We start from the raw sequence: 22,141 nt of genomic DNA, 5'->3' as shown, positions 1-22,141 counted from the left end.
CCCACTGATAAAATGTTGAGATAATCATAGTATTCTCAACAGGGAGTTGACATAATGGGAAAACATATATTGGAAGAAGCCAGCAGATGTTTGCAGTGTAAAAAGCCGCAGTGTAAAAAAGGTTGCCCCGTTAACACACCAATTAATGAAGTAATTAAGCTGTTATTAGCAGGTGAAATAGATCAGGCGGGGGAAATGCTCTTTAAAAATAATCCCCTATCCGTTGTTTGTTCATTGGTCTGTCCACACGAAGCCCAATGCGAAGGTCACTGCATATTAGGTAAAAAAAGTACCAACGTCCAAATAAGCTCTATAGAGAACTATATTTCTGATTATTTTCTCGATAAATTTAAGCCGGATAACCAGATCGACAAAACCAAAAAAGTTGCCATCGTTGGTTCTGGACCAGCCGGTATTACCATCGCCTTTATGCTGGCCACCAAAGGATATGACATTACCATTTTTGAAGCCCATGACAAAATTGGTGGTGTTTTAAGATACGGCATTCCTGAGTTTAGGCTACCAAAATCCATTCTCACCAGATTAAAGGATAAGCTGTTGGCCATGGGCATAAAAATTAGACCTAATACCTTAATTGGTCCTAATATCACCATCGATGATTTATTTCGGGATGGTTACAAGGCTATTTTTATTGGCACCGGGGTTTGGAAGCCAAAAGCCATGGGCATCAAAGGAGAAAGTCTGGGGCATGTCCATTTCGCCATTGACTATTTAAAAAATCCAGAAGTTTACAATTTAGGTAAAAAAGTGTGTGTTGTGGGCGCTGGCAACGTGGCCATGGATGTGGCGAGAACTGCGCTGCGGCAAGGTGCTGAAGAAGTCACTATTATGTACCGAAAGGGACCTGACGACATCACAGCCCGAGATTACGAAGTAAAATATGCTAAAATAGATGGCGTCAAATTTGAGTTTTATAAGCAACCAATTGAAATAATTGATGACGGTGTTAAATATGTGGAAGCCAAAGCAATGGTTACTGATGACGGAGACAACAAACTGGTGGAAGTGGCTGATTCGGAAGCAGTTTTTGCAGCGGATTCGGTAATTATCGCCATTAGCCAAGGTCCACGGGCAAACATCGTAGCCAACACAAAGGGAATTGAAATTAACAATTGGGGGTTAATAATTACTGATGACTGCGGCAGAACCACCCGTGAAGGTGTATTCGCTTCGGGAGATGTGGTCACAGGGGCCAAAACCGTAGTGGAAGCGGTAAGGGTTTCCAAAAGAGTGGCAGAAGCCATAGACCAGTATATAAGTAATTCTTAATGTTAATTAAGCAAACCTGAGATATTGATATGCTGGGGCTGTTGCAAAACTTGCAACGGCCCCTTTATGTATTGTTAATAACGCAGCCCAGGTGTCTTTTTATTCAGACAAAAGGTTAATTGAAAAACCCATTATCATTAATAATGTTGTATAATTAGCTGGTGACTAAAAACAGGAAAGGAATGAGGCCAATGGCAAAAAAGAATGAGTCACTTTTTACCGTCTCTGGACAAGAATATAATAAAGAATGGTCTAAACTGCCATTAAAATACTACCCTTCCCTTCAGGTAGTGATCCGCAATCAAGAAGGCTTGATTGAATTAGCTGAAAACAATCCCGAGGTGGATAAAGAATTTATTGAAGGGCATAAAGAAGAATTAGTCAACGTATTAGAAAATATTGAGCTGGCTAAAATTAAACAACTGGAAAGAAAACAAAAGGCCGAAGAAAGACGCAGACAAAAAGAACTACAAGAACAAGCTGAGGAATTCATCAGGTCCACCATGGGAAATATAGCAGATGATGAAAACATTGAGTTAACATACAATGAAAAGGAACCCCCTTCCCTAGATCAAATGGCTGATCAATTGAGTCCAGGGCTACCATCAGCCAAAATACCTGAACCCAGTTACTTTGAACCTAAACCCCGGGTAAACGTAGAAAGGGTGGCCTTGGTGGCCTCCATCAATGCCTTAGAAAAATTCTTAAAGCGAAAACTAACTGAAGAAGAATTAAATCAGCTGGAAAATGAAGTGACAGCCGGTATTAACAACGCTTAATAATTAGAAAAGCAGGTTTCCTTTAAACAAGGAAACCTGCTTTACGTTATACTCCCAGTAGTTGCGCCCACTCTGTTTCTTTAAAGCCCACTAACACCTTTTGTCCGTTGGTTAAAATTGGCCGTTTCACCAACATACCATCGGATGCTAGTAACTCATACAATTCATCTGCACTGGCAGTTTTTAATTGATCTTTAACTCTTAACTCTTTATATTTTTTACCACTGGTATTAAACATTTTTTTAATTTCTAAACCACTTTTAACATGTAAATCCTTAATTTCATCCTTGGTAGGATTTTGGTCAACTATATGACGGGTGTTGAATTTAATGCCCTTTTGATTAAGCCACTCCTTGGCCTTTTTAACAGTACTTCATCTGGGATAATCAAATAAAATCCATTCCATAGAAAGAACCTCCATAACTAAAAAGATTTTGCCCAATATTTTAGCATATATCTGATTGTTAAGCACCCTTTCTTTCTACAAGCATCCCTTGGTTTAACTCTTCAAAACTGGGGACTTTTCTGGCACAGACTGCGGTGCAACTACCACACTTGATACAATCAGGGTCAAGTAGCATTCCACTTTCCTTATCTCCATTGGGAGTTAATCCCATCGGACAAGCTGAAGAACACCTACCACACTCGGTACATTTACTGCCGTTAACAAATAAAGGCATCTTACCTTTACCAAAAATACTGGCCAGTGTTCCCATTGGGCAAATATGACACCAGCCCCTGGGGTGGGCAAACAAAGCAAGTGCTATACCAATCACAGTTGTGGTTGTAAGCAACCGGGTGAATGCCATACCCATGCCATAAAGATCTCCCCAAGCAAAGTATAATTGCCCACCCAACACCACTACAATCAACCCTAACATGAAATAACGCAATTTTTTAGCACGCAGCCATGCCGGTATCGGCTTGCTTTGGTGGGGTCGGTAAAAAAAGATATCAAAGAACGCCCCTCGGGGGCACATCCAGTCACACCATGCTCTGCCTCTGAAGAAAGATAAGCCAACGGCGCCGATCATGCAAAGCAATAATGCAAAACCCACCGGTGGGTAAAGCCATCCGGCAATAAGCACCCCAGGTAGCACTACCCATGTAATTGCCTGTTTACGAAATCTGCTGATTTGCAAATCATTCTTTCTCATTTTATTGACCTCCCTATATTTCTCTTAATCTCATAGTTTAATTCAATGTTAATTACTTTTTAACCACTACCCCTACCCCCATGGGTATATGTTAACATGTGAGTTCTATCTAGTCAACACTAGGGCTTGTGTATTTTTTGCTCTATACCTACCTAGGTAATATTATGTCAATCCTAGCCAAGGGGAAGAAAAAATATTATAATGTAGGGGTCAACAGATAATTTAGGAGTGAGCTTAACATGGAATATCAGGCAAAGATAAAGGTAAAAAAGTTATCCCCCGACGCACAAGTACCAATTAAAGCCACACTGGGAAGTGCTGGTTTCGACTTACATACCGTTGAAGAAATTTACCTAAAACCAGGCGAACATCGCGCTGCTAGCACCGGTCTGGCCTTTGAGTTGCCACCGGGTTACGCAATGCTAATCTATCCTCGCAGTGGTAATGCCAAAAAGCATGGTATCACTTTAAGTAATGCTGTGGGCGTAGTGGATTCCGATTACCGCGGTGAGGTAAAGGTTCTATTATACAATGCTGGAAATCATGCAGTAACATTTCAACCGGGGGATAGAATTGCCCAGGCCATCATTCATCGGTTACCAGCCATTGAGATTGTGGAATGTGAGGAGTTAAACCATACCGCTAGGGGTTCCGGCGGGTTTGGCAGCACAGGAAACTAAACATTGGGGAAAATTTAGGGCGGGGTAAGTATGAAAATATCTAACATCAATAAACAGTCTCTATGGACTAAAGATACCAAGAGAGTGGATGCCAAAAATCAAAAATCATTTTCGAATTTTATGGATATGGCTAACAAAGACCATACCAAACAGCAACTTAAAGAAATGCTAGATAAAATTAAAGATTTAGGCAATAAACTTAAGCAACAGATTACACCTGAAAATGTGATGGAATATAAGGAACAAATTAGAGAATATCTTGCTTATGTGCTAAAAAATTATCATAAAATTAAACGGGTAAGAAGTGTTGATTACAGTAATCTATATCTAAGGATTGAAATTATTGATCAAGAGGTAGAACAATTAACTAATCACTTTTTAAGCGAGCAACAGGACACGCTAGAAGTAATCGCTAAAGTAGATAAAATTGCTGGATTACTTTTAGATATTTATCAGTAAAAACAAACACCCATAATGGGTGTTTATGAGATCTATTTAATATTATCAATAGCATGCTCCCAACTGGGAAAATAATACAAAGCACTTCTCATCAATTCTGGGTGAGATTGCTTTATTTTTTTCTTACTAAGTGACTGACCATCATTACGAAGTTGCCTAATTTGAGCCAATACTTCATCAACACTCATATCAACGTCCATAAGCAAGTTCCTCCCTATATAAGTTTATAATATTATTTCACAAAATTAGTAAATATATACAAAATATAACACCTCTTATTTTATAAGAGGTGTTAGTAATAAAAATTTATAATTCCGCATTAAACATTAAACCCAACCCATTAACCAGCCTTAATTTCAATCCGCAATTTGTCTGCCACCATGGCAATAAATTCGCTGTTGGTGGGTTTACCGCGATCAAGATTAATAGTGTAGCCAAAGAACTTGGTCATCATTTCAATGTTGCCTCTATCCCAAGCCAATTCTATGGCATGGCGAATTGCCCGCTCTACCCTACTGGGTGTTGTGTTATATTTTTGAGCAATCATTGGGTATAATTCCTTGGTAACGGCACCCAAAAGACCAACATCATCTATCACCATCAAAATAGCATCCCGTAAATAATGATAACCCTTAATATGTGCCGGCACACCCATTTCATGTATAATATTAGTTACTGCCACGTCCAAGTTTTTGGTTTTAACTGGTGAAATATATTCTGAACCACCACCCGCTACTCCCTTAAACAATTGCCTAATGCGAGTGGCCAGAACTGTGAAATCAAATGGTTTTAAAATATAGTAATCAGCCCCAAGTTCAACAGCCCTTTGGGTTATATTTTCCTGGCCAAAGGCTGTAAGCATAATAACTTTAGGTTTAATGGATGTTAAATTAGAAGAAATCTTCTCCAGCACCCCAATGCCGTCTAAATGTGGCATAATTACATCAAGGACAATTACATCAGGTTTTTGTTGTTCGATTAATTCTAATGCCTCCAAACCATTGTACGCCAAACCTGACAACACTAAATCTTCTTGGGAATCGATAAACTCCTTTAATAATTCACAAAAATCTCGGTTGTCGTCCGCAACTAGCACCTTAATCGCCATTTTATTAAAACCCCGCCTCCCATTATTTGTTTATTTTTACCATCGGTTGGTAATTTTTATCTATGTGCATAAACATTCGACAACCGGATTATAAACTCCTCTTTCAACTGTAAAAAATTATCAATTTCATTAAAAAACCCCGTAATTGACAAATTAAATTATTTAGCTTATTTATGCTGCATTGTTCGTCGTTTGCCTTGAAATAACATCATCATTCGTCATGTTATTTTTGTTAATTTTTGACATAGTTTTTGTTTGTTGCAGCATCCACTCAGCCAGTACTCCATAGCCCCGGGTAGGATCATTGATAAAAACGTGAGTTACTGCTCCCACTAATAAAGGCTGATCATTTTTATATTGAATTATTGGACTACCACTCATTCCTTGTATTATTCCGCCTGTTGTTTTAAGCAATTTTGGATCAGTAATTTTTATTATCATTCCTTTTCCCTCAGGATGTGACTGTCTGGCAACCTTTTCTATTTCTATTTTAAATCTTTCTATTTTATTTCCTTCCAGCACTGTAAAAATCTCTGCCGGACCTTCTTCAATCTGATTTGTTAAGGCAATGGCTATCGGGTCATTAAAAAATGGATTTTTGATAGGCTGAGATAATTGACCAAAAATGCCATAGGGAGTATTGCTATTTATCGTACCGGACATACTATTATTAGTTTCGATTATACCCACTTTTTCTCCTGGTTGCCCTTTTTGCCCAGGGTGAATTCCCTGAATATAGGCACCGATAATCCGGCCATTGGACATATCAACCTTTTTACCGGTATCAATATCTGTGATGATATGTCCCAAAGCACCATATGATTTGGTTTTGGGGTCATAAAAGGTTAAAGTACCTACACCAGCAGCACTGTCCCGAATAAATAAACCAACCATATATTGTTTGGTATTATGGTTATAGACTGGGTTAACTTCAGTGGTATAGGTTCGACCATGTCTTTCTAACTCAAAAATTAATACTTTCTTACTTTTGCTGGCTTGATTTATAATGCTGCGCACTTGGCTCTCTGTTTTGACAGCATTACCATTAATCTTTAAGAGGACGTCACCAACCTTTATCCCAGCATTTTGGGCCGGGTTAAATTGTTTTCCCTCTGCGTTTTCCACAGTGGACATGCCCACCACCATTACACCACGGGAATGGACCATCACTCCCACCGAGTGGCCACCTGGAACCACTTTGGTTTGTGGCACTACGTCAATTGTTACTTGACGCAATGGTATGATACCAAACAACTTGACAGTCATATTTAGTTCGCCGGGAGTAGTAACAATGGGTGCAGTGCTGGTAAGGGTAAAGGTAAAGGTACTGCTGTCATTAATATCTACCTGTAGGGCATTAAGAAATCGGCCAGTGGCTTTAAAGCCTAAATCCAATGATTCACCAACGGTGATTTTTTGAGTTAAAGGAAGGGTACCCAAATGCATCACTTGGGTGTTAAAACAAACCATGGTCAATAAGATTATCGTGATAAATGCGGTAAATTTTATTTTGTCACGGTTCAACGGCCAAATCCCCCTTTGTTTTTTAATCTCACCTCCGGACTTAATAAAACATTAACTTTTGGCCCAAATAACACTTTTAGATGTTTGAGCGTAATATTAAAGTAACCTATAAAAATGTCATTTATTAATTGTAATTGTGTCTCATTTTTCCAAAGTCAATGTTTATCAGAGAGTTGGCCGTTATGTAACTTTTTGTTTTTCTACCAGCAAATAAATGTGTAAAGAGCAAACAAAAAAAGCGCCATTAAAAGTGCGCTTTTGGTAATTTTATGAACTTAATTTTAGTAATTCTTCTGCATGGGTCATAACGACATTGCTGGTATCTTTTCCTCCCAGCATTCTTGCCAGTTCATGCAGACGTCCATCGTAATCCAATTTAGTAATTTTGGTAAAGGTGCGGTTGTTTGTCACTTCTTTTTTAATTAAATAATGATTTTTTGCAAAACAGGCCACTTGGGGTGCATGGGTAACAGTTATTACCTGTCTCGACTTACCAATTTGGGCCATTTTTTCACCCACTGATTGTAATGCCCGGCCACCTATCCCGGTATCCACTTCATCAAATACCAGTGTGCCCACTGCATCCACCTCAGCCAACAGGGTCTTTATCGCCAACATAAACCGGGACAGTTCCCCGCCGGAAGCTGTTTTATGTAATGGCTTTAATGGTTCGCCGGGGTTAGGAGCAATCAAAAATTCTACGTCGTCATTTCCTTTGGCTGATGGTTTGTCCAAGGGAAGGAACGCTATTTTAAATTTCACCTTTTCCATTTCCAACTGAGCCAGTTCAGCTGCCACATCCCCTTGTAATTTTCTGGCAGCATGTTGGCGCAACTGGCTTAATTTATCCGCCTCTTGCTGATACAGTTTTCTGTATTCATCAGCCTGGGTCTGTAACTGCTCATATTGTTCTTCAGAATTGGATAATTCATTTAACTGAGTGGCAATGTTGTTATAGTAAGACAAAATATCTGAAACCGTTTCGCCGTACTTTCTCTTTAGGCGATTAATCTCATCTATCCGTCTTTCTATATAATCCAGACGTTGGGGGTCAAAATCAACGTTATCCAGATAGCCAGACATTTCTCTAGCCACATCTTCAATGGCGTACATTGCGGATTCCAAACTTTCTAAATGGCTTTCAACCTTTGGATCGTATTGGCTTAGTTCTCTGACTGAGTTTAACGCTTCGCCAATCAACTCCACTGCTGCCGCCTGATATTTGCCACCGCCGTTATACAACGCCTGATTAATTAAATTGGCTAAAGTCGATATTTTTTCCGCGTTAACCAACAGGTTGCGTTCGTTAACCAGCAGTTCATCTTCATCGGGGCTAAGATTGGCAACCTCAATCTCCTTTAGTTGAAACGTTAGCATCTCCATCTGCCGTGCGGTTTCTCGGGCGTTAGTCTGCAGCTGTTCTAATTTATTTTGCAGTCGGTGCCACTGATGGTAAAACTGATTCACCTTTTCCCTTTGACCCACTAACCCACCATAACTATCTAATAAATCCAAATGCCGTTCAGTATCCAACAGTGACTGTTGTTGATGCTGGCTGTGTAAGTCAGCCAAACCACCACCAGCTTGTCTATACATAGTTAACGCGATCATTTGTCCGTTAACCCGGCACAGGTTGCGACCATTGCGGGTAATTTCCCGGGAAAGCACTAACACTCCATCCTCTGGAGGGGCAATACCTAAATCTTCTAAACGGCTGAGTAAACTTTCGGTTTCCACCTCGAAGGCTGCCTGAATTACTGCTTTTTCTTCTCCAGCCCGAATGTACTCAGCCGATGCCCGGCCTCCCAAAGCCACCTGCAAAGCATCCAATAAAATGGATTTACCAGCACCGGTTTCACCAGTCAAAATATTTAGACCTGGTCCAAATTCCACTGTTATATCATCAATCAAAGCAAAATTTTTAATGTAGAGTGAGCGCAGCATACCATCACCCCTTGATCATCTCATTAAATCTGTCCACCAACATAGCGGCTGCCTTTTTGGGCTTTACAATTACCAAAATGTTGTCATCACCGCCAATGGTACCAATAATTTCTGGCCAATTGGATTGATCAATGGCAGAGGCCACACCCATTGCTTCACCAGGCATGGTTTTGATAACTATTAAATTTTCACTGTAATCCAATGTAATGACCGATGTCTTACACAGTCGCTTTAGACGTTCATCATTACGTCTGACAATTGGTTGATTGGGCATGGCATATCTGGAAACATTATTGTCCCCAGGTATTTTAATTAAACCCAGTTCTTTAATATCTCTCGATACCGTGGCTTGGGTAACATCATAGCCAGCTTTTCTCAATTCATACACAAGTTCTTCCTGGGTTTCTATTGGGTGATCCCTTACGATCTCTTGTATTTTTAATTGACGCCTGGCCTTGGTCATTAAATCACCCTTTCTACAAAAAATGATACTGGTGCTGTGGGCGGCCGGTTAATAAATTTTAAGCCCGTTACCCAATAAGACAGAGAGTCTAACCCGCTGAGGTAGTTTTCCACCGCCATCAGTTCGTCTAAACCACCCGGGTGTCCAGTATAGACGATTAAACTAATCCGGCCACCCACCTTTAACATTTTAGTCACTTTATCCAGCGCCACTACGGTGTTGTCCGGCTTAGTGGTGATGCTGTGATCACCTTTAGGGAGGTAGCCCAAGTTAAACATCGCCGCATCCACCGGACCACTTAAGTGGCTATCTATATTTTGATGCCCATCATGTATTAATTTTACATTAGATAGCCCTTGTTTTTCTAATAAAACTTTGGTTTGTGCCAACGCCTCTGGTTGAATGTCAAAGGAGTAAACTGTCCCTTTGGGCATTTTTTCTGCCAAAAAAACTGTATCGTTGCCATTTCCAGCAGTGGCATCCACCGCCACGCCATTCTCTGGCAAAGCATTGGCGATAAATTGGTGAGCCAAAGCCACTGCACTCTTATGTCCCCTATTCATGAAAACTGCTCCATTCCTCCAGTTTTTCCCGCAATACACTGTAAAAATTAGATTTATGGGTTCTAATAAATTTAGCTGCATAGGGTGCTCGGCGAATTTGCACGTCATCCTTCGGTTGCAGCTTATAGCCATACTGTCCGTCTAAAGTCAACATGATTTCACTTTCGCCATGGGGTATATCAGGCACCACTGAAATAACGTCTTCCGGTGAAATTACCAACGGCCGGGCAGATAATGTATGGGGACAGATGGGGCTAATCACCATTAAATCCAAGTTTGGTCCCACTATCGGTCCACCTGCTGATAATGAATAGGCAGTTGAGCCGGTGGGACTGGCAACTATTACCCCATCGGCAGGATAACTGTTAACCAACTCCCCATCAGAATAAATGCGTAGCCAAATCATCCTTGCCAGTGCACCCTTGGAAATGACCGCATCATTTAAGCCGTGGGATGTTTGTATCACTTGCCCTTGACGATTAACCCTGGCTTCAATCATCATCCGCTCTTCTATGGTATAGTCTCCCACCAAAAGTTTCTCTAAATCTGGTATTAGATCGGGAATATCAACTTCTGTCAAAAAGCCCAGCCTACCTGCATTAACTCCATAAAGGGGGGTACCCAGCGGCGCAGCTATCCGAGTACTATTAAGAATAGTGCCGTCTCCACCCCACACCATAATGCAATCGGAGAATTTTGCCAGTTGTTCCAACGTTAAACCTTTATTGGTAACTCCAAGACTTTCCGCACATTCGTCGTTTAACAGCACTCTAATACCTCTATTTTCCAGCCAACGACAAACTTCTTCCACCACCGGAGCCACTTTGTACTTCTGCTTATTTAAAACTATTCCGATGGTTTTCAAGCAATCAGTCCTCCCTTAACCAGTATCAACACCAATAATGCACCAAATGCCATCGCGATCAGATAACTTAATAACTTTTTTCTACTGTCCGGCAATTTTAGCTGAAATTCAATTGTGTGTATTTTTTTGTTTTCCATATCCACCAGCAACACACCATCGGTTTGGTAAATCAGATAATACTCCAGCAGTTGTCTTCTAATGTCAGCACTGGTGGGGCGTTGCACCTGGGCACCGGTTTTGACATCCGCCACATATTTTTGCTCACCCTTTTTGACGATAAAATCTGCTTTGACATGGTTTTGGTAACTACGTCCATCCACTTTGGTAATAATCGGTACCCTTTGCTGAATAGACAATATAGTGTACCCCTGTTGCTCTAAATATTTCTGAGCGACCCTCTCAGCCCGCTTGGAGGTTTTTGCTTGTCGTTTTAACTTATAAGTATGTATTAACTTGATTAAATAGTAAATGAAAAGGGCACCAAATACAATGCCCAAAATCAACAGATCTGCCGGTTTCATAGCTCCGCCCCGTGAGCGCTGTCAACAATTTTATCTATTATTTGCTCGTCTATAGCATTTCCATTATCTGAAACCCTTGCTTTGGTAAAATAAAGCAAGTATTCAATATTTCCTTCAGGCCCTTTAATCGGTGAGTAATCTAAACCCAGCACCGAATAGCCAAGTTCTTTCCCCACAGCGATGACATTACCGATTACTTCTTTATGGACATTGGCATCCCGTACTACTCCTTTTTTGCCTACCTTTTCAGGGCCGGCCTCAAACTGAGGCTTAATTAGCGCTACCCCACTGGCCTCCGGATCAGTCAATTCTTCTAACTTAGGCAAGACCTTAGCCAGCGATATAAAGGAAACATCTATTGAAAAAAAATTAGGTAACTCCTTTAATTTATCACTGGTGAGATGGCGAATATTTGTCCGTTCCATCACCACCACCCGCGGATCCTGCCGTAGCGACCAGGCAAGTTGTCCATAGCCTACATCCACAGAATAGACCTTAACTGCTCCATTTTGCAGCGCGCAGTCGGTAAAACCGCCGGTGGAGGCACCAATGTCCATCACCACTTTGCCCTTCAAATCTATATTAAAGGCGGTTATTGCCTTTTCTAATTTTAATCCGCCTCTGCTAACGTATGGTAATACTTTACCTTTAATTTCAATTTTCACATCTGCGTTCACTTGGTACCCCGGCTTGTCCACCCGTTGATCGTTTACAAACACCAATCCTGCCATTACCGCGGAGCGGGCCTTTTCTCTACTGGCAAAGTCTCCGCGGGATACCAGCACCTTATCCAATCTTTCTTTTGCTGCCATATTTACCTCCAGTTAGTCCCGCGTTAAGACAACTTAGGACGTTTGCCCAACATAGTTAAAGCCTGTTCCACTACCCCTGCCACAGTTAATCGGTATTTTTTACGCATAATTGACGGATGGGCATGTTCAACAAACTCATCTGGAATTCCCAACCTGGTCACTTTTATGTTATTTAACCTTTTTGCCTCCAGTAATTCCAGAATTGCACTGCCAAAACCACCTGTTAAAACGTGTTCTTCTATGGTAATCAGACAACCAGTTTTTTCTGCATAATGGCTAATACAGGTTGCATCCAGTGGTTTAATAAATCTAGCATTGATTACTGTAGCTTGTACTCCTAGTTTGTTCAGTTCTTTGGCAGCTTCTTCCACCACCGCAACCATATTGCCAATGGCCAGCAATGTAATATCTTTGCCCTCTCTGATAACTTCTGCCTTTCCAATGGGCAAAGCCGTTGGGGTAGCATCCATTTCCACTCCGAGACCACTACCCCGGGGGTAACGAATGGCGGCTGGCCCCGAATAATCCATTGCTGTTTTAAGCATATGCTGCATTTCATTTTCATCTTTAGGGGCCATGAAAATAATGTTAGGTATAGAACGCATAAACGTAATATCAAATACACCTTGGTGAGTAGCCCCATCATCACCAACTATGCCCGCTCTATCGATGGCAAACACCACTGGTAGTTTCTGCAGACAAACATCATGCAATACTTGATCATAGGCCCGTTGCATAAAGGTTGAATAAATTGCCACCACCGGTTTAAAACCACTGTTAGCTAACCCAGCAGCCATTGTTACCGCATGTTGTTCAGCAATGCCCACATCAAAAAACCGTTGGGGATAAAGGTTGGCAAATTCAGATAAACCTGTCCCCCCGGCCATGGCGGCGGTGATGGCTAAAATTTTGTCATCTTGATCAGCCAGCTTAACTATAGTATCGCTAAATATTTGGGTATAGGTAGGTGCTCCGTCCTTTTTTAATATTTCACCGGTGGCAATATCAAAGGGACCAACGCCATGAAACTTGTCCGGTGTTTCCTCTGCTGGCTTATAACCTTTACCCTTCTGTGTAATGGCATGCACCAACACCGGACCCTTCATGGCCTTGGCTTGGGTTAATGTGTCGGTGAGATCATGGGTGTTATGACCATCAATGGGACCTAAATAGGTAAAACCCAATTCTTCAAAGAGCATTCCAGGAACAACTAAATATTTAAAGCTATCCTTCAGGCGTTCTGCCACTTTAAGCACCTGTTTACCAACAGGTAGTCTTTTAATTATATTCTCCAGTTCATCTTTGCCTTTAGTATACTTGGGGTCAGTTCTGATACGGGTTAAATACTTAGCAAGTCCACCAACATTTTCACTGATACTCATCTCGTTATCATTTAAAATAACTATTAAATTGGTGCCCAATGACCCCGCATAATTTAGTGCCTCAAAGGCCATACCACCGGTCATAGCACCATCCCCGATCACTGCCACCACAGAATGGTTCTCTTGGTGTAGTTGATTAGCAATGGCCATGCCTAATGCTGCTGAAATGGAAGTACTGCTGTGACCAGTACCAAAGGCATCATGAATACTTTCCGAACAGCGGGGAAAGCCCGAAATACCCTGATATTGACGCAAAGTATGAAATTCTTTCCTACGACCAGTAAGTAGCTTATGCACATAACACTGATGACCAACATCAAAGATCACTTTGTCCACTGTGGTATCAAACACTTTATGTATTGCCAGTGTAAGTTCAACAACACCTAGGTTGGGAGCCAAATGGCCACCATTTTCAGAAACAGTTTTAATTATTTGTTGACGTAGCTCTGCTGCCAACTGTTTTAGCTGGCTATTGGATAAAGCACGCACGTCAAGCGGTGAATAAATACTGTCTAACAGATTCAAATCAATGAAACCACCTTTTATTACTATTACTTTTGACGACGACACTTCCGATAGGGATCACACCCTATAATTTTTTCTACATGGGCCATCAGTTTACCTACAAAAAATATAATTTTATCGCAATTATCCAAAGCAAATTTTTTACCCAACGCTTTTCCGGTAATGGTCAGGGCGGCCACGCAGGCTGTGATTAAAATATTCAAAACCAAAGCATCCATACCAGGATATTGTAAAGCCACCCGAGCCACAATGGAGATACCCAATGCTCCTGATACCGTACCCGCAATATCCCCAATGACATCGTTACTAATATTAGCCACCCGGTCAGCATTACGAACTAGCACTATTCCCTGTTGGGCACCCAAAACCCGTTTGGTGGCTTTAGCGTGTAACGGTGATTCATTGGCCGCAGTAACAGCGGTACCTAACATATCAAAAATAACGCCAGTAAATATTATGATTAGCAACATGATAAAAGTTAGTGCTAAATTATCTAAATTTCGCACCAAAAGTTCAGAAATAATTGAAAATGCAATGGCCAATGAAAAAGAACCCACTGCAATTAATGATATGTAAGTAAGGGAAACGCTGGACTTATTATTGCCCAAAAATAACCACCCCATGTAAATATGTGATATGGGCTGCTTTTCAGCAGCCCATATTAGGTCAAATTTATTCAAATACTCTGTGATAGCTTGCTAAGTAAATATTGCGGCTTAGGTCTAGCAGGTTTTCCCAAAGGACTACCAGTTGTCGCCAAGCTGGCGGTTTCCCTTCAAAGCCCTTTCCGTCCGTTTCCGGTTACGGGGCTAGATTACCACTTAGTCCGCACTTTAATCCCCAGCAAGCCCTGGTTGCCCAGACAGCCTAGGAGTTTTCCTCGACAGAATTAACTCTTTCTAGCCTCTTTTGCAATAAAGGTTTCAACCAACCTTACTAAGAACGGGCCCGAACTTAGCAAAGTACTATACGGTATTCACCCCCACCACTCAAGGCAGGCTACACTGCACGCAGTTTCGCTCCCACATGCAGGTTTTCACCAAGCCATAGGTTACCTCATTATGGTCCCCCACGCACTTGGGCCTCCACGGTAACAGGGTCAAATCTCACATGCCGTTGCAAGTTGCCCTCTCACCTTAACTCCCAGTACCAGCCCCCAACTGGGCGTCAAAAGCCAGCACCAGGAACTTCATCGATGTGCCCTTTGACGGATTTTTAGCCCCGCCTTCAAAAGAGCAATTCTGACTAGGATACTGCATCACACCTGTATTTCTCAATTTGGTCATTAGAATTATATCATAAGAAAAATATACTGACAAAGTCAACTATCAACCGCTAAACTCCAGTTTGAAGCGGGAATGACTTAGTTTTTACAGTATTTTAATATTTCTTGTTCACAATGGGCCACAAACAACTTTAATATATTATGTGAACAATTTGCTTTATTAATAATCACGATTAATAATGAAATACACCGTCTGACGCAAAAAATCTGCTTCAGGACCCAAAAATTTCAATGCATTTATGGCGTTTTCGGCCGCCTCATTTGCTTTTTGATATGCACTGTCTATGCCATAAAGGCCGGGATAAGTAGCTTTTTTATTCTTTTCATCGCTGCCCACCGGCTTGCCAATTTTATCGGTATCACCTTTCACATCTAAAATGTCATCAACAATCTGAAAGGCCAGTCCTAAATTTTCCGCATAATTTGTTAAAGCTTGCAGTTGTGCTTCGGTGGCATCGGCTAATATCGCTCCTGAACGGACAGATGCCCTAAATAAAGCCCCTGTTTTATGGCGATGGATATAGTCCAAGGTGCTACTGTCAATTTCTTCATTTGCTGAGATGGTATCTACCACTTGACCACCGATCATTCCTAGCGAACCAGATGCCTCAGCAATTTCTTTGATCACTTGAACCACCAGTTCGGCCGGAGCATATTTTACATTTTCAGCAATCAACTGAAAAGCCAGTGTCAACAGGGCGTCACCAGCTAAAATAGCCATAGCTTCGCCATAAACCTTGTGATTGGTTGGCTTACCACGCCTTAGGTCATCGTTATCCATGGCCGGTAAATCGTCATGCACCAGCGAATAAGTATGAATTATTTCCAAAGCACAGGCAGTTGGCAGTACCCGCTCAGCATTACAACCCAGCGCCTCGGCAGCACCAATTACTAGGGACGGTCTAAGCCTTTTTCCCCCAGCCAATAAACTATAGCGCATGGACTGATGTATTACTGAGGGATAAGTGGTTGCCAATGGCAGCATTTTCTCCAATGCCTGTTCCACTAAACTAGAGCGTTCTTTCAATTTTTGCAAATAATTCATTAAGCCTGTCCCTCGACATTTATTTCTACTTTTAACTCTTTTAAGACGATGTCACCACTGGTTCTGGTGACCAGCATATTGACACGTTGCTCGGCCTCTTCCAATTTGCTGTTACAAATATTGGCCAATTCTACACCCTCACTAAACAGGTGCAATGCCTTTTCTAACGGCAGTTGTCCATCTTCTAACTGCTTAACTACCTCTTCTAGACGGGTCAGTGCTTCTTCAAAGTTCCGCTCTTTGACTTCCATATTAAATCCCCCTAATTTCTTGATCTGCAAGCAGCTTATTTTTTCATTTTCAAACCGCTAAAGGCTTGCTGCATCTTTAAACCTTTTAGCAAGTTTTTCAGCATCATGGCAGTGGTAATACTACCAACACCACCCGGTACCGGCGTGATGGCACCTGCCACTTCTGCCACCGCATCATAGTCTACATCACCGCAGATTTTTCCATTCACTTCACTAATACCGGCATCAACCACCACCACACCGGGTTTAACCATATCCGCTGTAATTAGGCCTGGTTTGCCCACTGCAGTGAATAGTATTTCCGCCTGCTTTGTATGGGCCTTTAGATCAGCTGTGCCGGTATGACAAACCGTTACAGTGGCATTTTCAGCCAATGTCATATATATCAGTGGTTTACCCACTGTTTCTCCCCGACCAACAATTACTACATTTTTTCCAGCCAGACTAATTCCTGAACGCTTTAAAATTTCTAAGCATGATAAGGGGGTAGCAGGATAAATGCACTGGCCACCGCTCAAAATATAGCCCCGGTTAATTGGATGAACACCGTCCACATCTTTGGCTGGCAAAATAGCATCCATTACCCGCTGTTTGTCAATGTGCTTAGGCATTGGCAACAGTAACAGAATACCATGAACATCTTTATTGCGATTCATTTCATCTAAATTTGCAATTACGCTATCTTCATCAGTATCCTTAGGCAAATGCTGCAGATAAAACTTTACTCCTACACTGCTGGACACTTTTTCTAAAAATTTGGCATATGCTAGAGATGCTGGATCATCCCCCACCAACAAAACACCTAAACAAGGATTAATGTCTTTAGCTTGCCATTCTAGAACTTCTTGCTTTATTTCATCTTTGAGTGTTACCGCAATTGCTTTGCCATCCAAAATATTAGCCATGGACGATCACCTCATATTAGATTATTGTTGTCTTGCTTTGCATTTACAGTACAGGACAAACTACCTTGATGTAGTATCACCTGCACTTTACTGCCAATCCTTACCTGTTCCGTTGCCTTTATTATCTGGTCATCTGGACCAATACACAGGCTGTAACCCCTTGCTAGGGTAGCCAATGGACTTAAACTTTGTAACGCTGCAGCCAATTCACCTAAAAGTTTACCCTTTTGGGAAATTAAATATTTCTCTTTATGTAACAGCTCTCGCAACAGCATATCCACATGTTGCTGTCTGGTGTCAATTATCATGCGTTGAGGATTTAGTAACACATTGGATTGTTGAATCCGTTTTAGTTTTAAATGATTTTGTTCAATATATTGCCTAATGGCACGTTCAGAACGTATAGCCAACATTTGCAAATATCTTTTTACCTCACGTTGATCCGGTACCGCCATTTCAGCCGCGGCTGACGGGGTAGCAGCCCTAATATCTGCTACATAGTCACAAATAGTGGTATCGGTTTCATGGCCCACCGCAGAAATCACTGGCACTTTGGACGCGGCAATGGCCCGTGCCACCGCTTCGGTATTAAAGGCCCACAGCTCTTCCAGCGAACCACCACCCCTTCCTACAATTATCACATCAACGTCAGGAACTTGATTAATTTCCTCTATCCCACGACTGATGTCTTGGGGGGCATTTTCACCCTGTACCAGCACTGGGACAATGACCAATTGTGCCGCCGGCCAGCGATTGCCGATTATTTTAATCATATCCTTGACAGCAGCTCCGGTAGGCGACGTGATAATACCGATAGTGGTGGGGATTTTAGGCAATTTCCTTTTTCTGCTTTGATCAAAAAGTCCCTCTTGTTGCAGCTTTTGTTTTAATTGTTCAAAGGCCAGATAAAGGGCTCCAATTCCTGCTGGTTCCATTTCCTCAGCGTAAAGTTGATAGCTGCCGTCACGTTCGTAAACTGAAACGTAACCCCTGATGGTCACTGTGGCACCATTCTCGGGACTAAACAACAACCGACAGGCACGGGAACGAAACATTACTACCCGAATGCAACTGGCGTCATCCTTTAATGTCAGGTAAATGTGTCCAGAGGTATGTTTTTTACAGTTGGATATTTCACCCTTAATCCATACATTGGTTAGTAAATAATCGTTGTCCAGTTTATCTTTGATATAACGATTTAACTGACTTACTGTTAAAATTTGCATTATAATTAACCCCAAACTTATATTTAATAACAAAACTGCGGTCTGATAATATTAAAAAGTAAGAACACCCCAACCTCTCAAGGAACGAGTGTTCTGTCATCATTATTTTATGTACCAAAAGGTTCTTTATCCAACTTAAATTCTGCCAACTTTTCCACCACTTGTCCCAGGATACCGTTGACAAACTTGCCGGATTTTTCACCTCCAAAAAGCTTGGCCATTTCCACCGCCTCATTTACAGACACTGCAGGTGGTATATCATCACGATAAATTAATTCGTATAGAGCTAGGCGCATAATATTACGATCAACCGAAGCCAGTCGTTTCATTTCCCAGCCTTTGGACAAGCGAGCAATTATCGCGTCCAGTTCATCCTTGTACTTGATAGCGCCTTCCAGCAATTCCCGAGCAAATTGCCGAGCATTTAATGAAGTATTAAATTCCTCCACTACATAATTAAAAGCTTGGTCAAGTTCAATTTTACCAACATCTACAGCAAAAAGCACCTGCAAAGCGGTTTCTCTGGCCTGTCTCCTGCTCAATTGAATACCTCCTGATGATTGTATAACTGAAAGTATTTTAACCCTTCGTTGCCACTTGTATTACCGCTGACCAAAAAGGCGATTAAATACCTTCTTGACATCCCCAATTTCGTCTACCCGCTTGCCAATTATGTAACCGACAATAATACATATTGAGACAAAAACAGCTTTGAAAAAACCGTATGAAATGGCAAACCAGCCAAAAATCAAACCTAGCAAAACACCCAGTGTTTTACCCCGGTGGTTCTCTAAAATTTCCTGTAGGATACGCCTAAAATCCAAAGGAGTCACCCCTTTTGAGCTATTCAACCCGTGGTTTATTAGTGGCGATATTCTCGATCATTACTTTGACATTTTGTGTCGATATTCCTGTTATTTGAAAAATATAATCTTTCACCTGCTGCTGCAATTGCTTAGATGTTTCTGGTATACTAATATCTGGTGTAATGGTAGCTTTAATTACAATACTAACGCCCTCCGGTGCGGGCATTATTTCAGGTTTTACCTCTTTAACACCGTCAACTTTGTATGCTGCCTTTTTAACTAAACTCTCGATAGCCGGCAGTGTGATATGAACTTGACCTAACTTGTAATCGTGCACCACTGCCTTAGCCCTTTTTTCTGACTTAGCATGAAGGCTAATAAAAAACAGCCGCAGACCAATTATTATTAGCAAACCAATAACTGTCCACAAAATAGGACTGATTTCTGGCGTGTGGCCTGCCTTTAGCAGTAATTTTAATGGTTCCGGCCAATAACCGTAAATAACTGGTATCGACACCAGCAAAAGGATTGTTATTACTAAGCTATAAATTGCCAACAAACTGCGGTCAAATAAACTCATTTTACACCGCCCTTTTCAAGTGTTAACTAACCGTTTAATATTTAGGTTATAAACTGTTGTAATATGTCTAAACAGAGATAGAAGTGGGTTTAATGCTCCCCACTTCTATTTTTCATTTAACTTTGTTCTATCTTACCCGAGCTACAAATTCTTCTTCTACCTTTTCTTCCTTTGGAAATTCTACGCCCTGGACATGAACGTTTACTTCCACAACATTCAGGCCAGTCATACCTTCTATAGCTTGCTTAACATTGCTCTGAATATTGGTGGCAACGGCTGGAATGGGTACCCCAAATTCAACAATTACATGCAGGTCTACGGCGGCTTCTTTTTCGCCCACCTCAACTTTAACCCCTTTGGACAGATTTTTCCGTCCCAACATTTCAGCGATGCCGCCACCAATGCCACCGCTCATACCGGCTACACCAGGTACTTCAGTGGCAGCCAGTCCAGCGATTATGCCCACCACTTCATCGGCAATACGAATTGTTCCCAATGTATTTTGTTCATCGTGAACAAAAATTTCTTTTCTATGTTCCACGGGTACACCTCCGAATACAAATTACCATTTTACTGGTATGTAGGTTATATTATACCAAAGTATACCAATTGCTGCAACTTGTATAGTTATTCAGACAAACGACGTTGAATAAAGTTTGTATATACTTCTCCCCGACGGTAAAAGGCATTGCTGAGGATTTTTTTATGAAAAGGCGCCGTAGTGGGTACCCCTTCCACAATCAATTCATCCAGCGCCCTTTCCATACGGGCTATTGCCTGGGCCCTGTCAGCACCCCAAACGATCAGTTTGCCGATCATGGAATCATAGTAAGGTGGCACTTTATACCCTTGATAAACAGCACTATCCATTCTTACGCCAGGGCCACCCGGAGCTAGATAAGTGCTAATGGTTCCGGGCATCGGCATAAAGTTCTTGGTTGAATCCTCAGCATTGATGCGACACTCAATTGCCCAACCATTAATTTTTATATCCTGTTGCGTGTAACCCAACGGTTCTCCCGCCGCAATACGCAGTTGTTCTTTAATCAAATCAATGCCTGTAACCATCTCTGTTACCGGATGCTCCACCTGGATTCTGGTGTTCATTTCGATAAAATAAAATTTATTATCCTTATCCAGCAAGAACTCGATTGTGCCAGCATTGTAATAATTTACTGCTTGGGCCGCACGGATGGCCACTTCACCCATCTGTTGTCTCAATTCAGGTGTTAACGCAGTGGAAGGTGCCTCTTCCAACAGCTTCTGATTTCTTCTTTGTACCGAACAATCCCGCTCCCCAAGGTTGACAATATTGCCATGCTTATCGCCCAAAATTTGAAATTCAATATGGCGCGGCTGTTCCACATATTTTTCCAAGTAAACACCACCGTCACCAAAGGCAGCTTGAGCTTCATTTTGCGCCGCAGTGATGTTTTTCAATAAGTCTTCGCGGTTGTGAGCCACCCGCATGCCTCGACCGCCACCGCCTGCAGAGGCTTTAATGAGTACCGGGTAACTAATTTCTTCGGCAATCTTTACTGCCTCGCCCATATCTTTGATTATGCCCTCAGAGCCAGGCACCACCGGCACACCGGCATCAATCATGGTCTTTCTGGCCAAAGACTTGTTACCCATTCTTTCAATGGCATCCATTGATGGGCCAATAAAGGTGATACCGCAACTTTCACAAATATCGGCAAAATTTACATTTTCGGACAAAAAGCCATATCCGGGATGGATGGCCTCCGCCCCGGAAATTTCAGCAACACTAATAATATTGGTAAAGTTTAAATAGCTTTTATCGGATTGTGCTGGGCCAATACAAAAGGCTTCGTCAGCCAAACGTACCGGTAGGCTGTCTCGGTCTGCTTCTGAATAAACTATTACTGTCTTGATCCCCATTTCCCGACAAGCTCGCAAAATTCTAAGGGCGATTTCCCCCCGGTTGGCGATTAATATCTTTTTAAACAT

27 protein-coding genes are annotated in these 22,141 nt (G+C 41.7%); 4 read left to right on the top strand and 23 right to left on the bottom strand.

Translation table 11 applies throughout. The features are described 5' to 3' along the window. Positions 1–54: 54 nt before the first annotated feature. Positions 55–1,290, top strand: coding sequence for an NAD(P)-dependent oxidoreductase (locus V6C27_05715; protein ID MEG6615925.1), 1,236 nt, complete (start codon positions 55–57; stop codon positions 1,288–1,290). A 191-nt stretch (positions 1,291–1,481) separates the two neighbouring features. After that, positions 1,482–2,069 (top strand): hypothetical protein, encoded by a 588-nt coding sequence (locus V6C27_05710; protein MEG6615924.1) that lies wholly within the window; start codon positions 1,482–1,484, stop codon positions 2,067–2,069. Positions 2,070–2,115: 46 nt separating this feature from the next. On the opposite strand, the gene V6C27_05705 is transcribed toward V6C27_05710, so the two are convergent. Together V6C27_05705 and V6C27_05700 are read right to left on the bottom strand one after the other, a co-directional pair. Further along, positions 2,116–2,475, bottom strand: a complete 360-nt coding sequence (locus tag V6C27_05705) for an arsenate reductase family protein (GenBank protein MEG6615923.1) — start codon at positions 2,473–2,475, stop codon at positions 2,116–2,118. 58 nt (positions 2,476–2,533) lie between these two features. Continuing rightward, positions 2,534–3,226: a 4Fe-4S binding protein gene (locus tag V6C27_05700; GenBank protein ID MEG6615922.1), complete on the bottom strand. Its 693-nt coding sequence runs from the start codon at positions 3,224–3,226 to the stop codon at positions 2,534–2,536. Between the two features lie 239 nt (positions 3,227–3,465). On the opposite strand from V6C27_05700, the gene dut reads away from it, so the two are divergent. Both dut and V6C27_05690 read left to right on the top strand, forming a co-directional pair. Beyond that, positions 3,466–3,906 (top strand): dUTP diphosphatase, encoded by a 441-nt coding sequence (dut, locus tag V6C27_05695; GenBank protein MEG6615921.1) that lies wholly within the window; start codon positions 3,466–3,468, stop codon positions 3,904–3,906. Between the two features lie 30 nt (positions 3,907–3,936). Then, positions 3,937–4,365 carry a YaaR family protein gene (locus V6C27_05690; protein ID MEG6615920.1) on the top strand — a complete coding sequence of 143 codons (429 nt, stop codon included), beginning with the start codon at positions 3,937–3,939 and terminating at the stop codon, positions 4,363–4,365. Between the two features lie 32 nt (positions 4,366–4,397). Here V6C27_05690 and V6C27_05685 read toward each other — a convergent pair whose 3' ends face one another. From V6C27_05685 to accC, 21 genes are all read right to left on the bottom strand, one after another. Continuing rightward, complete coding sequence (locus V6C27_05685; protein MEG6615919.1) at positions 4,398–4,565, bottom strand: hypothetical protein; 168 nt, start codon at positions 4,563–4,565, stop codon at positions 4,398–4,400. Between the two features lie 140 nt (positions 4,566–4,705). Then, positions 4,706–5,473, bottom strand: a complete 768-nt coding sequence (gene spo0A, locus V6C27_05680; GenBank protein MEG6615918.1) for a sporulation transcription factor Spo0A — start codon at positions 5,471–5,473, stop codon at positions 4,706–4,708. Positions 5,474–5,644: 171 nt separating this feature from the next. Beyond that, positions 5,645–6,997: a SpoIVB peptidase gene (gene spoIVB, locus V6C27_05675; GenBank protein MEG6615917.1), complete on the bottom strand. Its 1,353-nt coding sequence runs from the start codon at positions 6,995–6,997 to the stop codon at positions 5,645–5,647. Positions 6,998–7,264: 267 nt separating this feature from the next. Next, on the bottom strand, positions 7,265–8,941 hold the full coding sequence (recN, locus tag V6C27_05670) for a DNA repair protein RecN (GenBank protein ID MEG6615916.1): 1,677 nt from the start codon (positions 8,939–8,941) through the stop codon (positions 7,265–7,267). Between the two features lie 4 nt (positions 8,942–8,945). Then, positions 8,946–9,404 (bottom strand): arginine repressor, encoded by a 459-nt coding sequence (argR, locus tag V6C27_05665; GenBank protein ID MEG6615915.1) that lies wholly within the window; start codon positions 9,402–9,404, stop codon positions 8,946–8,948. Beyond that, the gene (locus V6C27_05660) at positions 9,404–9,967 is read right to left on the bottom strand and encodes a class I SAM-dependent methyltransferase (GenBank protein ID MEG6615914.1); all 564 of its coding nucleotides are present in this window, start codon (positions 9,965–9,967) and stop codon (positions 9,404–9,406) included. Before V6C27_05660 ends, argR begins: the two co-directional genes overlap by 1 nt. Continuing rightward, positions 9,960–10,832, bottom strand: coding sequence for an NAD(+)/NADH kinase (locus tag V6C27_05655; GenBank protein ID MEG6615913.1), 873 nt, complete (start codon positions 10,830–10,832; stop codon positions 9,960–9,962). The genes V6C27_05660 and V6C27_05655 overlap by 8 nt, the downstream gene beginning before the upstream one ends. Next, positions 10,829–11,353, bottom strand: coding sequence for a hypothetical protein (locus V6C27_05650; GenBank protein ID MEG6615912.1), 525 nt, complete (start codon positions 11,351–11,353; stop codon positions 10,829–10,831). The genes V6C27_05655 and V6C27_05650 overlap by 4 nt, the downstream gene beginning before the upstream one ends. Continuing rightward, complete coding sequence (locus V6C27_05645) at positions 11,350–12,165, bottom strand: TlyA family RNA methyltransferase (GenBank protein MEG6615911.1); 816 nt, start codon at positions 12,163–12,165, stop codon at positions 11,350–11,352. The genes V6C27_05650 and V6C27_05645 overlap by 4 nt, the downstream gene beginning before the upstream one ends. 23 nt (positions 12,166–12,188) lie before the next feature. Further along, complete coding sequence (gene dxs / locus V6C27_05640; GenBank protein ID MEG6615910.1) at positions 12,189–14,072, bottom strand: 1-deoxy-D-xylulose-5-phosphate synthase; 1,884 nt, start codon at positions 14,070–14,072, stop codon at positions 12,189–12,191. Between the two features lie 26 nt (positions 14,073–14,098). Beyond that, positions 14,099–14,695: a hypothetical protein gene (locus tag V6C27_05635; protein MEG6615909.1), complete on the bottom strand. Its 597-nt coding sequence runs from the start codon at positions 14,693–14,695 to the stop codon at positions 14,099–14,101. 513 nt (positions 14,696–15,208) lie between these two features. Beyond that, the gene (locus V6C27_05630) at positions 15,209–15,358 is read right to left on the bottom strand and encodes a hypothetical protein (protein ID MEG6615908.1); all 150 of its coding nucleotides are present in this window, start codon (positions 15,356–15,358) and stop codon (positions 15,209–15,211) included. A gap of 159 nt (positions 15,359–15,517) precedes the next feature. Further along, a complete protein-coding gene (locus V6C27_05625) occupies positions 15,518–16,402 on the bottom strand; it encodes a farnesyl diphosphate synthase (GenBank protein ID MEG6615907.1) in 885 nt (294 codons plus the stop codon). After that, complete coding sequence (xseB, locus tag V6C27_05620) at positions 16,402–16,653, bottom strand: exodeoxyribonuclease VII small subunit (GenBank protein MEG6615906.1); 252 nt, start codon at positions 16,651–16,653, stop codon at positions 16,402–16,404. The genes V6C27_05625 and xseB overlap by 1 nt, the downstream gene beginning before the upstream one ends. A 35-nt stretch (positions 16,654–16,688) precedes the next feature. Beyond that, a complete protein-coding gene (locus V6C27_05615) occupies positions 16,689–17,558 on the bottom strand; it encodes a bifunctional 5,10-methylenetetrahydrofolate dehydrogenase/5,10-methenyltetrahydrofolate cyclohydrolase (GenBank protein ID MEG6615905.1) in 870 nt (289 codons plus the stop codon). Between the two features lie 11 nt (positions 17,559–17,569). Further along, positions 17,570–18,784 carry an exodeoxyribonuclease VII large subunit gene (xseA, locus tag V6C27_05610; GenBank protein MEG6615904.1) on the bottom strand — a complete coding sequence of 405 codons (1,215 nt, stop codon included), beginning with the start codon at positions 18,782–18,784 and terminating at the stop codon, positions 17,570–17,572. A gap of 107 nt (positions 18,785–18,891) precedes the next feature. After that, a complete protein-coding gene (gene nusB / locus V6C27_05605; GenBank protein ID MEG6615903.1) occupies positions 18,892–19,326 on the bottom strand; it encodes a transcription antitermination factor NusB in 435 nt (144 codons plus the stop codon). Positions 19,327–19,386: 60 nt separating this feature from the next. After that, entirely contained in the window at positions 19,387–19,608 is a 222-nt protein-coding gene (locus tag V6C27_05600; GenBank protein MEG6615902.1) for a DUF2273 domain-containing protein, read from the bottom strand. Between the two features lie 19 nt (positions 19,609–19,627). Further along, entirely contained in the window at positions 19,628–20,170 is a 543-nt protein-coding gene (gene amaP / locus V6C27_05595; protein MEG6615901.1) for an alkaline shock response membrane anchor protein AmaP, read from the bottom strand. Positions 20,171–20,297: 127 nt separating this feature from the next. After that, positions 20,298–20,711, bottom strand: a complete 414-nt coding sequence (locus V6C27_05590) for an Asp23/Gls24 family envelope stress response protein (GenBank protein MEG6615900.1) — start codon at positions 20,709–20,711, stop codon at positions 20,298–20,300. Positions 20,712–20,797: 86 nt separating this feature from the next. Beyond that, positions 20,798–22,141: an acetyl-CoA carboxylase biotin carboxylase subunit gene (accC, locus tag V6C27_05585; protein ID MEG6615899.1), complete on the bottom strand. Its 1,344-nt coding sequence runs from the start codon at positions 22,139–22,141 to the stop codon at positions 20,798–20,800.

The organism is Peptococcaceae bacterium 1198_IL3148, assembly GCA_036763105.1.
Classification (GTDB): domain Bacteria; phylum Bacillota; class Desulfotomaculia; order Desulfotomaculales; family Desulfohalotomaculaceae; genus JBAIYS01.
This window is presented reverse-complemented; position numbering and strand designations above follow the sequence as displayed.

Excerpts from the sequence above, each read along its gene's own strand:
- V6C27_05700 (MEG6615922.1), bottom strand. The coding sequence starts at position 3,226 with ATGAGAAAGAATGATTTGCAAATCAGCAGATTTCGTAAACAGGCAATT.
- amaP (MEG6615901.1), bottom strand. The coding sequence starts at position 20,170 with ATGAGTTTATTTGACCGCAGTTTGTTGGCAATTTATAGCTTAGTAATA.
- V6C27_05685 (MEG6615919.1), bottom strand. The coding sequence starts at position 4,565 with ATGGACGTTGATATGAGTGTTGATGAAGTATTGGCTCAAATTAGGCAA.
- V6C27_05710 (MEG6615924.1), top strand. The coding sequence starts at position 1,482 with ATGGCAAAAAAGAATGAGTCACTTTTTACCGTCTCTGGACAAGAATAT.
- recN (MEG6615916.1), bottom strand. The coding sequence starts at position 8,941 with ATGCTGCGCTCACTCTACATTAAAAATTTTGCTTTGATTGATGATATA.
- V6C27_05690 (MEG6615920.1), top strand. The coding sequence starts at position 3,937 with ATGAAAATATCTAACATCAATAAACAGTCTCTATGGACTAAAGATACC.
- xseB (MEG6615906.1), bottom strand. The coding sequence starts at position 16,653 with ATGGAAGTCAAAGAGCGGAACTTTGAAGAAGCACTGACCCGTCTAGAA.
- V6C27_05635 (MEG6615909.1), bottom strand. The coding sequence starts at position 14,695 with ATGGGGTGGTTATTTTTGGGCAATAATAAGTCCAGCGTTTCCCTTACT.
- V6C27_05645 (MEG6615911.1), bottom strand. The coding sequence starts at position 12,165 with ATGGCAGCAAAAGAAAGATTGGATAAGGTGCTGGTATCCCGCGGAGAC.
- spo0A (MEG6615918.1), bottom strand. The coding sequence starts at position 5,473 with ATGGCGATTAAGGTGCTAGTTGCGGACGACAACCGAGATTTTTGTGAA.
- V6C27_05715 (MEG6615925.1), top strand. The coding sequence starts at position 55 with ATGGGAAAACATATATTGGAAGAAGCCAGCAGATGTTTGCAGTGTAAA.
- V6C27_05625 (MEG6615907.1), bottom strand. The coding sequence starts at position 16,402 with ATGAATTATTTGCAAAAATTGAAAGAACGCTCTAGTTTAGTGGAACAG.
- V6C27_05650 (MEG6615912.1), bottom strand. The coding sequence starts at position 11,353 with ATGAAACCGGCAGATCTGTTGATTTTGGGCATTGTATTTGGTGCCCTT.
- accC (MEG6615899.1), bottom strand. The coding sequence starts at position 22,141 with ATGTTTAAAAAGATATTAATCGCCAACCGGGGGGAAATCGCCCTTAGA.
- argR (MEG6615915.1), bottom strand. The coding sequence starts at position 9,404 with ATGACCAAGGCCAGGCGTCAATTAAAAATACAAGAGATCGTAAGGGAT.
- dut (MEG6615921.1), top strand. The coding sequence starts at position 3,466 with ATGGAATATCAGGCAAAGATAAAGGTAAAAAAGTTATCCCCCGACGCA.
- xseA (MEG6615904.1), bottom strand. The coding sequence starts at position 18,784 with ATGCAAATTTTAACAGTAAGTCAGTTAAATCGTTATATCAAAGATAAA.
- V6C27_05615 (MEG6615905.1), bottom strand. The coding sequence starts at position 17,558 with ATGGCTAATATTTTGGATGGCAAAGCAATTGCGGTAACACTCAAAGAT.
- V6C27_05660 (MEG6615914.1), bottom strand. The coding sequence starts at position 9,967 with ATGAATAGGGGACATAAGAGTGCAGTGGCTTTGGCTCACCAATTTATC.
- V6C27_05630 (MEG6615908.1), bottom strand. The coding sequence starts at position 15,358 with ATGACCAAATTGAGAAATACAGGTGTGATGCAGTATCCTAGTCAGAAT.